7 protein-coding genes and 1 pseudogene are annotated in these 10,335 nt (G+C 38.3%); 1 reads left to right on the top strand and 7 read right to left on the bottom strand.

Annotation, left to right across the window (positions count from 1 at the left end; translation table 11 throughout):
• Window positions 1-42 precede the first annotated feature (42 nt).
• Complete coding sequence (locus tag V7659_RS16705) at window positions 43-1,029, bottom strand: 2-hydroxyacid dehydrogenase (RefSeq protein ID WP_335540948.1); 987 nt, start codon at window positions 1,027-1,029, stop codon at window positions 43-45.
• Between the two features lie 164 nt (window positions 1,030-1,193).
• Here V7659_RS16705 and V7659_RS16700 point away from each other — a divergent pair.
• Window positions 1,194-2,121: pseudogene (locus V7659_RS16700) on the top strand (DNA-3-methyladenine glycosylase 2).
• Window positions 2,122-2,205: 84 nt separating this feature from the next.
• Here V7659_RS16700 and V7659_RS16695 read toward each other — a convergent pair.
• From V7659_RS16695 to V7659_RS16670, 6 genes are all read right to left on the bottom strand, one after another.
• Window positions 2,206-4,233, bottom strand: a complete 2,028-nt coding sequence (locus V7659_RS16695; RefSeq protein WP_335540947.1) for a glycoside hydrolase family 3 protein — start codon at window positions 4,231-4,233, stop codon at window positions 2,206-2,208.
• 316 nt (window positions 4,234-4,549) lie between these two features.
• Complete coding sequence (locus V7659_RS16690; protein WP_335540946.1) at window positions 4,550-5,314, bottom strand: response regulator transcription factor; 765 nt, start codon at window positions 5,312-5,314, stop codon at window positions 4,550-4,552.
• The gene (locus V7659_RS16685) at window positions 5,292-7,154 is read right to left on the bottom strand and encodes a sensor histidine kinase (RefSeq protein WP_335540945.1); all 1,863 of its coding nucleotides are present in this window, start codon (window positions 7,152-7,154) and stop codon (window positions 5,292-5,294) included. The genes V7659_RS16690 and V7659_RS16685 overlap by 23 nt, the downstream gene beginning before the upstream one ends.
• Before the next feature lie 118 nt (window positions 7,155-7,272).
• The gene (locus V7659_RS16680; RefSeq protein ID WP_335540944.1) at window positions 7,273-8,298 is read right to left on the bottom strand and encodes a TRAP transporter substrate-binding protein; all 1,026 of its coding nucleotides are present in this window, start codon (window positions 8,296-8,298) and stop codon (window positions 7,273-7,275) included.
• 47 nt (window positions 8,299-8,345) lie between these two features.
• Window positions 8,346-9,641: a TRAP transporter large permease gene (locus V7659_RS16675; RefSeq protein WP_335540943.1), complete on the bottom strand. Its 1,296-nt coding sequence runs from the start codon at window positions 9,639-9,641 to the stop codon at window positions 8,346-8,348.
• A 1-nt stretch (window position 9,642) separates the two neighbouring features.
• Window positions 9,643-10,140, bottom strand: a complete 498-nt coding sequence (locus tag V7659_RS16670) for a TRAP transporter small permease (RefSeq protein WP_335540942.1) — start codon at window positions 10,138-10,140, stop codon at window positions 9,643-9,645.
• Window positions 10,141-10,335 lie beyond the last annotated feature (195 nt).

Here is a 10,335-nt window from a genome sequence, read left to right as displayed (position 1 = left end):
GTGTCAGGCACCAGAAAATGATTGTTGGATATTACCAATTGCTCAAAACCGGACTTCGCTTAAAACCTCCTGGTTGATTAAGGAAGGCGGCTGTTTTCCCTGCAAACCAAGCACTAGATTTTCAGCTGCCAGTTTAGCCATTTTCAATCGTGTTTCATAGGTAGCAGAACCAATATGCGGCAATGTGACGGCGTTATCCATTGATAATAGCGGGTGGTCTGGGTTTACTGGTTCTTGTGTAAAGACGTCAAGTCCCGCAGCTAAAATCTCTCCATTTTGAAGAGCCCGAACTAAGGCATCTTCATCAACTGTTGCCCCGCGCGAACCATTTACAAAAATGGCAGATTTCTTCATTAATTTAAATTCCTTTTCCCCGATAAGCTTAACAGTATTTGGAGTTAGCGGCGTCATTAAGCAAATGAAATCAGCTTGCTGGCAAATGTCTTCAAGGGAACAATAGGTTGCTTGAAAGGTATGTTCGGCTTCTAGATTTCGCGAGCGATTATGATACAAAATAGGCATATCAAAGCCAAAATGAGCCCGTTTAGCAATAGCCGAACCTACCCCGCCCATTCCGATAATACCTAATGTCTTATGATGAACATCAACGCCAAATTGCTCTTCACTAATTTTCGATGTCCACTTCCCTGACTTGACCATCTGATGTAATTCTGGCATTCTTCTTGCGGTTGCCAATAATAAACCAAAAATAGTATCGGCAACACTATCATCTAATACATCAGGTGTATTGGTAGCCATAATTTTTCGTTTAGTTATTTCGGGAATATCTAAATTATCGTAGCCAACCGAGATATTGCTAATAATTTTTAAACGAGGCGCCTGCATTAAAAACTGCTCATCCACTTTTAATCCCGAGCCTAGAATCCCATATGCTTCCTTTAATTCCTCGTAAAAGGCAGGAAGGGTCTGCTCATCCAAGGTTTCAAAGTAAATTACGTCACAGGCTTCACGAACATACGCCAAAACGGTTGGATCGACTTTTTTATAGACAATAACTTTTGGTTTCAATAAAGATTCCTCACCTTCATTATTAGATCCTTCATAGATGCATTAAACATAATTACATAATCAATATACACTTAATTAAGTGGAAAATAATAGATTTTTGATTGTAACCTCAAAATTGAAACATTATCTTTTACACTTTTATGATAAAAATAGAATATAGCAAAATGCTGGGGGGAGATAAAGTGACGAATCCTAAAAATACGTTTGAAGAGGAACCATGCAAAGTTATAATTCCGCTGCCTGAAGAATTTGACCTAAAAGTAAACCTTGGTTATCTAGAGCGGAATAAAAATGAATGTATGTATGAAGTTAAAAATGATACTATTATAAGGGTTATCGCGATTGGCGAAATTCGAACACTTGTACAAATACATGTAAACGATAAGAATCAAATGATTGTTCACTTTTTAGCAGGTAAGCCATACGAGACTACTGATGTAATCCATTATATCCGAGAATGGTTTGACCTGGATAACGACTTAACTTCCTTTTATCAAATGGCGAAAGCTGACCCATTACTTAAAATGCCCGTAGAAAATTTTTTTGGATTGCGCCTTATCGGCATTCCAGATTTGTTTGAGGCACTCTGTTGGGGAGTATTAGGTCAGCAAATTAACTTAAACTTCGCCTACACATTAAAGAAGCAATTTGTTGAAAAATTTGGTGAATCAATGGAATGGGAAGGCAAAAAATATTGGATATTCCCCTCCTATGAACGAATTGCTAAACTCACCCCTAGTGATCTGGCAGATATAAAAATGACCGTTAAAAAGAGTGAATATATTATTGGCATTGCGCAATTAATGACCACCGGCGAGTTATCCAAGGAAAAATTAAGAGAGATCGGCGGCTTTAAAGATGTCGAAAAAAACTTAATTAAAATACGTGGGATTGGTCCATGGACCGCGAATTATGTCCTGATGCGCTNNNCCTAACGCCTTCCCTATCGATGATGTAGGTCTAATTAATGCCATTAAAACAGTACTTAATATGGATAGAAAGCCTTCCAAAGATGAGATCTTAAAGTTATCTACCCCATGGAGAAATTGGGAATCCTATGCAACCTTTTATTTATGGCGTGTTCTCTATTAAATCAAAATAAACACCAGCACTAAATGGCTGGTGTTTTTGGACTGGAACCAAAACTGGACTTTTCATCTTGTTTAAAAAGGTTTCTTATTTATATGACAAGCCAAAATCGAACCCGTACGTGTCACCATTTTTGTTCTTGTAAGAATAGGACGGATCTTCTACATAGCCAGGAATATCTCCAACTTCGTTTTCTACAGCTTCCTTATTAGCAGGGATAGTGAACGGAAGTTTCCCAGTAGGATTGAATTTTCCACGGATAACATCAACAATTGCCTCCGTTTTCACACCGAAAGTGCTTATGACAGCTGCGGCATTTGGCTCAATGCGATCAATCAACCAAGGATTTGTCATGTTTATCGCTGTAATCGTTGGCACCGTTTTTTGGATCTCAATTATTCTCTCGACATTTTTAATCCCTGTTTCCGGACCAATTGTTATTCGAGGATTATTATCCCAGTTCGATTGAACAGGACGGACCCAAACAAATGCATGTGTGGCTTCAGCTAGAGTATTCGTGATGGTGATAGAAGAATCATATTTTTGAATGGTTTCTTTTAATTTATTGGTACTGGCGTCATCACTTCCAGCAGGGAACATCTCGACATAAAGCTTAACATTCTTCACTTTTTCATCCTTCAATGGCAATAAATTTTCGCCATTGATTTTATCATTTCGTAAAAGGACGATTGACTTACGATGGGCTTCATCCGCTTTTTTCTGTGATGCTGGATTGTTTACAACATTAAGGGCATTCTGTGCGTTTACATAAGGGTTTTCGAACAGCCCTAATTTCATCATTTCTGTCAGCAAAAACGTGACCGATTCGTTTACTTTCTCTTCAGCAAGCAAACCGTTTTTAACTGCACTAATGATTGGAGTTGGATCGGATGCTCCAGAAATAATGTTTGTTCCTGCATCGATTGCTTTCGCAAACTTTTGCTCTGCTGATAAGTTTTCGGCACCCCAAGCATTATTTCCAATCGCACCCGTATCAGAGTTTACATACCCTTTGAATCCAAGCTCTCCACGCAAGAAATCTGTTATAAATCCTTTATTCAAGGCAAAGCCAACCTCTTCAAATTGCTTATCTTGTGCATACCATGGCAATCCTTGATCAGCGCTAGAGTTGCTTGGATACGCGTAATAAGGCATGATAGCCGATGTACCCGCTGCAATTGCCGCTTTGAAAGGCGGAATGTGATACTTTAGTAGACTCCCTTCGGTCGGATATGGATTGAATTTACCTTCTACAAAATGTGGGTCCAAACCATTATCACGTGCCCCGCCTCCCGGGAAATGTTTCGTCGTGATTGAAACACTGTCTGTCCCAAGTTCATCACCTTGAAAACCTTTTATCGTGTTATAAATCATGTTTGCAGCAATCTCAGGATGTTCTCCGAATGTATCTTCAATTCTTGCCCATAACGGGTCTGTGGCAACATCCGCCGTATAGCCGTAGATTTTGCGAATACCAGAAGCTCTCCATTCTTTTGCAGCAATTTGAGCGAACTCATTTACAAGGTTCGTATCACGGGTTGCTGCAAGACCTAATGGACCCGGCCAAAAGGAAAACATTCCAGCCCCCTCACTACTATTCGTATAGTCGGTCGAGGCATGATTCCGCGGGTTGGATGTGATCACAATTGGAATACCTAACCTTGATCCCTCCGCTGCCTCTTGCAGCTGATTATTATAGTCGACAATTACATCTGCTGTTGGAGTTTGACGGAAGATGAAGTAGCGTGTACCTTGATCAATTAACACATTAGGTTGTAACTTACCATCCAAAAATTTCGGAAATTCAGTAATAAGCATCATCGCTGCTTTTTCCTCAAGTGTCATCTGTTTGATAAGGTCCTTTACGCGTACTTGAGTTGGGAGCTGCCAGTTTTCGTATTGATCGACTTTTTTGTTCCCATTTAAGTCTTTGAATTTTTTGCCTCCCTGAACAAGGACGTTCTTGGTTGTTGCTTCGATCTTCGGTGCATTTTGCTTATTGCCATTCGAATTTCCTGGCTCTGCACTTGCAAATGGTACTGCAATCGATGTTAGCATCACCGCAGCAAGCGATAACGATGCTGCCTTTTTAATTTGATTTGAAAATAAATTCATTTTTTTCTCCCCCATTTCAGATAAACACTAACAAAAAACTAGTAAACTATTAAATGGACCAAGTCTCCCAAAACACCTCCTAATTCACGTAAACGCTTTCAATACAAATTGATTGTACATTTCAATTTGTAATAGATAATAGGGAGATTTTTTAGGTGGATTTGTGTTTTTTTAAGATTCTTAATATTCGGTCATATTGTCCTATGATAAAAGACTTATAATCACAGCCTGTTACCTTCAAAATTAAAAGATTCGAATTAGTTTCAGCAAAAAAATAGTCAGTAATCTCAAGATTATTGACTACGCTAACCTTTCTTCATTTAGGATGTAACATTTCCTTTTCTATTGCAGATTTTCGAAACTCTGATGGGGAACACCCCGTAATTCTCTTAAAATTATTACTGAAATAGGCTAAATCAGAATATCCCACTCTTTCGGCAATCTCCGACATTCTTAATGTTGTATTTAGTAACAAACGTTTACTCTCCTCAATTCGAAGTTCGGTTATATAATCAACAAACTTTTTACTAAGCTGCTGCTTGAACAATTGACTGAGGTAACTAGGATTCATGTGTACACTCTCTGCTGCATCCTTAAGCGTTATTTGGTCTAATGGAGTTATCTTTAAATAATGCAGCACCCGGTCGATCGTTGAGGAAGGAAGGTTTTCATCCTCATAATGAGCAATGTTCCTTTTCTGTTCTTCTTTATTACATTTATCTAACCACTTTTCAAGACAACTTCTTAACTCAGTCTCCTCTATCGGTTTAAGGAGATAATCGGTTACCCCGCTTCGCATTGCTTGTTGGACAAACTGGAACTCATCATGTACCGTGATAACGACTACATCCTGATTTCTCTTTAATTGCTCCAGTTCCTTCACCAATGAAAGACCATCCATAATCGGCATACGGATATCCGTAATAATCAGGTCTACCTCATGTATCTTAATCCAGTCTAGTGCCGCTAACCCGTTTTCACATTCGTGGATCACTTGCAAGGGGAGGTTTAACTTGTTAATCGTCCACTTCAGAGCTGTTCGAACCCATTTCTCATCGTCAACCAACAAGATATTTTTCATACTTTTCCCCTTCCTCTTGTTCATTTATGATTGGTAAGTGCATATCAATCTCTGTCCCTGCCCCTTGTTCACTCTGAAGAGAAATTCCGTATTCAGGGCCAAACAAGTAATGAATTCTTTGGTGGACATTTATTACCCCAATGTGAATTCCATCACTAGAAGTAGTTTTTTGTTCAATTTTCTTTATGATCTGCTCAAGTATTTGTTCCTTAATTCCAGCACCTGTGTCTGAAATTCGAATAATAAATGAATTTTCGGATTGACGAAACACAGAAATGCTTATTTTCAATTTCCAAATATTGTGACCAAATCCATGGACAAAACAATTTTCTATTAATGGCTGCAGTGAAAACTTTGCCACCTTAAGATTCATTGCCCATTCTGGAATATCAAACAAATACTCAAACCTGTCGTCAAAGCGAAATTTCTGAATTTGCAGGTACATTTGGCAAAATTTAATCTCTTCACCCAGACTTACTGTAGATGAGCTATTTTTTAAATTATAGCGAAGCAGTTTTCCTAACGCGGAAGACATATCAGCAATATTTTCCTGATTCTGTTCCAATGCCATGCCTCTTATCGTTTCAAGAGAATTGTATAAAAAATGAGGGTTCATTTGTGACTGAAGCATTTTTAATTCAATTTCCTTTTGTTTGAGTGACATTTCTGCCTCTCTTAACTTCGAGACATAAACTTCTTCAAGCAGATTTGATAGCTTTTCAACTGTATTATTAAAACCTGTGGTCAATTGTCCGATTTCATCGTTAGATTCCACACGGACTCTAAAATTAAGGTTTCCAATTTCAACTTCCTTCATATATTGTTGCAAACGCCGAATCGGGCGAATGATGCTGGTAGCAAAACCGAAACCAATCAGATAGGCAATGATTAATGATATAAGAATTGTTGAGACAATCGTTCTTCCAATTTGAATAATTCCCCCCGTCACATCTCGGTATGGGACGGCTGTGAAAAACCCCCAGCCAAGGTTTCGGGAAAATGTATAGGTGACGAAATCTTTTCGTTTGTTTTCTAATATTTTCGTACTGCTTCCTTCTGTTTCCAGTTTAGAAAGTTGATTGAATTCTACTTTTTTTCCAAGTTTCGAATAATCGGGATGATATACATAATGGCCTTTTGCATCTAGAATAAAAAAGTAGCCATTTTCACTAATCGTTACTTTGTTTGAAATTTCTTCTATCCTCCTGAAATTGATATCAATAATTAACATTCCCACTGGCAGAAGAGTTACAGGGTTATACAGCCTCCTTACAAGGGAAATAACAGGCTCCTCTTTATTTTGCAGCTTTAGCGTTCGAGTTACCAACATACTCATTCCATTAAGCGGGACAGAAGAATACCAATATTCATCCTTTATTTTGGATGCAGGATAATAATTTCTTGTCCCGAGGGTGTCAATTACCTGACCTTTATCAAGGATCACCGTAATATTTGATATATCAGCTCGTGAATATTCCGCTGACTTTAAGGTATTACGAGCCAATTCACGAGTGGCCTCTTTATTTTCAACTACTTGTGATCGCATTTTTAAAAGGCTGGAAAATTCGGGAGAGTTAATTATTTTTAAGCTTGTAATCTCAAAATCTTGTAAATAATATTCTATATGAGTCTCAACTTGATCAATCACTTGCCTGCTGGATTGACTAAGCTCATTTTCCAGCTCTATGGATGAACGCTTGTACGAAATAAATCCAACTGAAAGAACAGGAAAAATAACCAGAACACTGGAGAAGGCGCAAAGCTTTGTCATTAGTGATTGATTTCTTAATAGAATGTAGCGATTAATAAATTCTGCTGTTTTTCTCCACTGCTTTTTCATTTTTCATCCATCCCAATTAGGTATAATTTCCGCGACTTTTTCTCTAGGATAAATAAACAGAAAAGACCCAGCTGGCAAGTGGATACATTTACCAGCTAGGCTTGTTACTAGTTAAAAACTATGGACGTGCTTTGTCAATTGCGTCCATTACTTCTGTATAATCTTTGGAGTATTTATCAACCATTGGCTTGACTGCCTCTTTCCATGGCGTCATATCGTCAACTTCAACAAATTTCACTCCAGCTTCTTTCAATTTCTTTTCTGAACGTTCTTCCCACTTCGCCCATTCTTCTCGTTGGGTTTTGACAGAATCTAACGCTGCTTGTTTGATAATTTTTTGATCTTTTTCTGATAGCTTATCCCACGCCGCTTTACTAATGAGTAATACCTCAGGAATACGTTGGTGGTGATCTAAAATAAAATTCTTGGCTTCCTGATAATGATTGGAGGAGTCTAAGCTTGGCAGGTTATTTTCTGCTCCATCGATAATTCCTGTTTGAAGGGCGCTGAATACTTCACCATATGGCATTGGTGTCGCACTTGCCCCTAATGCAGCCATGAAATCAATATTGATCTTGCTCTGTTGTACACGAATCTTTTGCCCTTTTAAATCCTTTACACTAGTAAGCGGTTTGGTAGAATAAAAACTCCGAGATCCTGAATCGTAATAAGCAAGCCCTTTCATTTTGGATTGCTCAAGACCATCAAGCAATTTTGTCCCCATATCACCGTTAAGGAATTTCCATAGGTGTTCATCGCTTTCAAATACATATGGGAGTGAAAGTGCTGCAAACTGATCGTTGAACTCTGCTAGTGGGCTGGAATTGATTCTAGTAAACTCTATAGCCCCAAGCTGTACCTGTTCCAAAACAGATTTTTCATCCCCTAATTGAGCGGATGGAAATACTTCAATTTTAATTCTTCCATCAGATCTTTCTTCTACTAATTCAGCAAACTTTTTGTCTCCTACAACGGTCGGATAATCTGGTGGCTGGTTATCTGCTAAGCGAAATGTATACTTGGCTTCCTCCACTTTAGATCCTCCATCTTTGGTGGAGGCAGTTTCATCTTTCCCACAGGCAGCTAGGATAGTACCCATTAAAAACGTTGCTGCTAAAACTCCTGTAACCTTTTTTCTTATCATTCTTGAAACCCCCTTGAATTTTTTTATATTTTCACCTATTCCTTCGGTTACTTGACTAACAAATGCGGCAGCCACATAACAACCTCAGGTATATAAGTGATAATTAACAAAACGACAAGTAATGCGTAGAAAAATGGCATCATAGCTTTCGTTCCCTGCTGAATGGAGACTTTCCCTATGGCACACCCGACAAACAACACCGTTCCTACTGGTGGTGTTAAAAGACCAATCCCAGCGTTTAAAATAAGGACAATTCCAAAGTGGACAGGATCCATTCCTAAGTTCGTTACTACTGGAAGGAGAATTGGCGTCATTATTAAGATCATTGGCGCCATGTCCATTGGTGCACCAAGGAGAAGCAATAAAATATTAATAATTAATAAAATAACAAGTGGATTATCAGAAATATTTAAGAATAAATCTGTTACCATTCCCGGGATCTGCAAATATGCTAGGATCCAGCCAAAGGCTGCAGAAGCGGCAATCAAGAAAAAAACCATGGACACCGTTCTCGTTGTTCTGATTAAAATTTTCCAAATACTTGATACTGGTGCCTCCCGATAAATACCGAAAGCTAGAATAAAAGAATACAAACATGCTAATGCACCTGACTCTGTTGCTGTAAACCAACCTGTTAAGATACCGCCTAAAATAATGACGGCTGGACTTAAAGACAAAATTCCGTGAAGAAGAATGCCGCCGATTTGAGATTTTGGCACAGGATCCGCTTTTCCATATCCTCTTTTTCGGGCAATGATGTAGCCCGTGATCATTAAAGCAATTAACATGATGATTCCGGGAACTATACCAGCCATAAATAGACTAGCGATCGAAACTCCTCCAGCAGCTAGAGAATATAAAACTAGATTATGGCTAGGCGGAACTACTACACCTTGAATAGCGGATGCAATGGTAACACCTACAGCGTAATCCGCTTCGTATCCATTCTTTTTCATCATTGGAATCATAACTGACCCTACAGAGGAAACATCAGCGATGGCAGATCCCGAAATATTACCGAAAAACAAAGCAGCAACACTATTTACCATTGCCAGACCACCGCGAATTCTTCCAACTAATAAACTTGCAAAGTTTACAATTCTGTTGGCAAGTCCACCTTCACTCATTATTTGTCCTGTCAGGATAAAGAACGGAATGGCGAGCAAGGAAAAAGAATTGACACCTTGTATCATTTGCTGTCCTATTACCGGAAGGGGTATCCCCAGATAGATGACAGTCAGCAATGATGAAGCAACGAGTGTAAGGGCAATTGGAAAGCGAAATAAAATTAAGATAACAAAGCTTGAAAGTAAGATGATAATACCTATCGTGTTGCTGTCCATATTACATGCCCTCCTCTACATCTTGATGTCGGCTTGTGTTTATATTTAAGAAATGCAAAATCGAATAACCACAAATCATGATTCCTGTGATTGGCATGGCCGCATAGGTAACACTACTTGGAAGTTTCGTAGCTGGTAGTGTGGAATCCATCATCAATACTGTAAAATCCCAACCTTGAATCACTAAATATAAACCAAAAGCAAAAGTGCTGGCACTGATGATTTTATCTAAGACTTTATTAAATCTTTTTGGAAAAAGGTTTGTAAAAGAATCAATCCCCAAATGAATATACTCGCGAAAACCAATGGCGATCGCCATAAAAGCAAACCAGGCAAGTAAAAGAAGGGTCACTTCCTCTGACCAGAAAAAGACGAAGTTTAATAATTTTCGGGTCATGACTTGAGTAGTTACAACAAAGATTAATAAGACTAATGATAAAAGAGTGAATTTTTCAAAAACTGCATCGATGAAAAGGCACACCTTTTTGATAAAATTCATATGATCCCCCCTAGCTGAAAACGTTTTCTTGTCTTTAATTTTACGAATCATATGAATTTTTTAAAATGCTGTTTTTTTAGGATAATTTGTGTTTTTTTTAGGTTGGCATTCATTTATTTTGCTTTTTCAACTGAACTTGGTCTATGGGCGAAATACTCGGTCGTCTCCAAATGTAAAGATTTGCATGATAATTTG

Source organism: Neobacillus drentensis, from assembly GCF_036966985.1.
Classification (GTDB): domain Bacteria; phylum Bacillota; class Bacilli; order Bacillales; family Cytobacillaceae; genus Neobacillus; species Neobacillus drentensis_E.
This window is presented reverse-complemented; position numbering and strand designations above follow the sequence as displayed.

What these genes read in the sequence shown, in the direction of transcription:
- V7659_RS16695 (WP_335540947.1), bottom strand. Translation starts at nt 4,233, where the DNA reads ATGAATTTATTTTCAAATCAAATTAAAAAGGCAGCATCGTTATCGCTT.
- V7659_RS16690 (WP_335540946.1), bottom strand. Translation starts at nt 5,314, where the DNA reads ATGAAAAATATCTTGTTGGTTGACGATGAGAAATGGGTTCGAACAGCT.
- V7659_RS16685 (WP_335540945.1), bottom strand. Translation starts at nt 7,154, where the DNA reads ATGAAAAAGCAGTGGAGAAAAACAGCAGAATTTATTAATCGCTACATT.
- V7659_RS16680 (WP_335540944.1), bottom strand. Translation starts at nt 8,298, where the DNA reads ATGATAAGAAAAAAGGTTACAGGAGTTTTAGCAGCAACGTTTTTAATG.
- V7659_RS16675 (WP_335540943.1), bottom strand. Translation starts at nt 9,641, where the DNA reads ATGGACAGCAACACGATAGGTATTATCATCTTACTTTCAAGCTTTGTT.
- V7659_RS16670 (WP_335540942.1), bottom strand. Translation starts at nt 10,140, where the DNA reads ATGAATTTTATCAAAAAGGTGTGCCTTTTCATCGATGCAGTTTTTGAA.